The organism is Rhizobacter sp. P2_H2 (assembly GCF_056403375.1).
The window spans coordinates 1-1,205 of the sequence record NZ_JBFUFP010001369.1; the positions used below are offsets into that span (position 1 = coordinate 1).

General features: G+C 66.7%; 3 protein-coding genes. All 3 read left to right on the forward strand.

The window, feature by feature from the left end; genetic code table 11:
• Positions 1 to 110 precede the first annotated feature (110 nt).
• Positions 111 to 344, forward strand: coding sequence for a Sec-independent protein translocase subunit TatA (gene tatA / locus AC1D15_RS33160; protein WP_047500836.1), 234 nt, complete (start codon positions 111 to 113; stop codon positions 342 to 344).
• A 43-nt stretch (positions 345 to 387) separates the two neighbouring features.
• The gene (gene tatB / locus AC1D15_RS33165) at positions 388 to 876 is read left to right on the forward strand and encodes a Sec-independent protein translocase protein TatB (protein ID WP_047500837.1); all 489 of its coding nucleotides are present in this window, start codon (positions 388 to 390) and stop codon (positions 874 to 876) included.
• Positions 877 to 893: 17 nt separating this feature from the next.
• A partial coding sequence (locus tag AC1D15_RS33170; RefSeq protein WP_477829413.1) for a twin-arginine translocase subunit TatC occupies positions 894 to 1,205 on the forward strand: 312 nt, incomplete at its 3' end.

Sequence of the window (1,205 nt, forward strand, 5' to 3'; positions counted from 1 at the left end):
GGCAGGAAGTGCCACATTTGCACATGCATGTCATCGGCGGACCAAGGCCCTGGGCCAAGGGTTGACCCCCTCACCGCCTAGAATCCGCTATTTCCCGCAGGAGAAGAATCATGGGTTCATTCAGCATCTGGCACTGGCTCATCGTGCTGGTGATCGTGGTCCTGGTGTTCGGCACCAAGAAGCTCAAGAACATCGGCAGCGACCTCGGTGGCGCCGTGAAGGGCTTCAAGGACGGCATGAAGGACGGCTCGGCCAACGCCGAGGCCGTGCCGCCGTCGCAACAGGTCGGCCAGAAGGCCGCCGATCCGAACACCGTCGACGTCGAAGCGAAGACCAAATCGTGAGCATCCGAGGCCGGCCCGGGCTGGCCCGTCGGATGACGGCCGCATGATCGATTTCGGTTTCGACAAGATCGCGCTGATCGGCGCCGTGGCGCTGATCGTCATCGGCCCGGAGCGGCTGCCCAAGGTCGCCCGCACCGTCGGCCACCTGCTCGGCAAGGCCCAGCGCTATGTGGCCGACGTGAAGGCCGAGGTGAACCGCTCGATCGAGCTCGAAGAGCTCAAGAAGATGAAGGGCGAGTTCGAGGACGCGGCCCGCAACGTCGAGCAGACGGTGTCGAACGAGATCCACCAGACGCGCGCCGACATGGCCAGCGCCTGGGATGCGCCCGGCGATCCGGCCTTGGGCGCCGACAGCGGCCAGCACAGCGGCTGGGAACCCCCACCGCCGCAGTACAAGCACCCGAAGAAGAACTGGCGCCTGAAACGCGGTGCCACGCCGCAGTGGTACAAGCAGCGCAACGGCGTGCGCAGCAAGGCGCAATCCGGCGCGGCGCGTGTCGCGCGCTTCCGCCCGCCGCGCTCGTCGGTCTGAGAACCTGAACCCCTCCCATGAAGTTGAACAGCGACGGCCGCGATGAGCTGGAAGGCACCGAGCAGCCCTTCGTCACGCACCTGATCGAACTGCGCGACCGGCTGATCCGCGCGGTGATCGCGATCGGCGTGTGCTTCGGCATCCTCGCGATCTACCCCGGCCCGGCTGCCCTCTACGACCTGCTCGCGCACCCGCTGGTGGCGGCGCTGCCGGCCGGCGGCAAGCTGATCGCCACCAACGTGATTTCGCCCTTCCTCGTGCCGCTGAAGATCACGCTGATGTCGGCCTTCCTGCTGGCGCTGCCGGTGGTGCTGTACCAGGTGTGGGCC

Coding starts and splice junctions, on each gene's coding strand:
- tatA (WP_047500836.1), top strand. CDS start 111: ATGGGTTCATTCAGCATCTGGCACTGGCTCATCGTGCTGGTGATCGTG.
- tatB (WP_047500837.1), top strand. CDS start 388: ATGATCGATTTCGGTTTCGACAAGATCGCGCTGATCGGCGCCGTGGCG.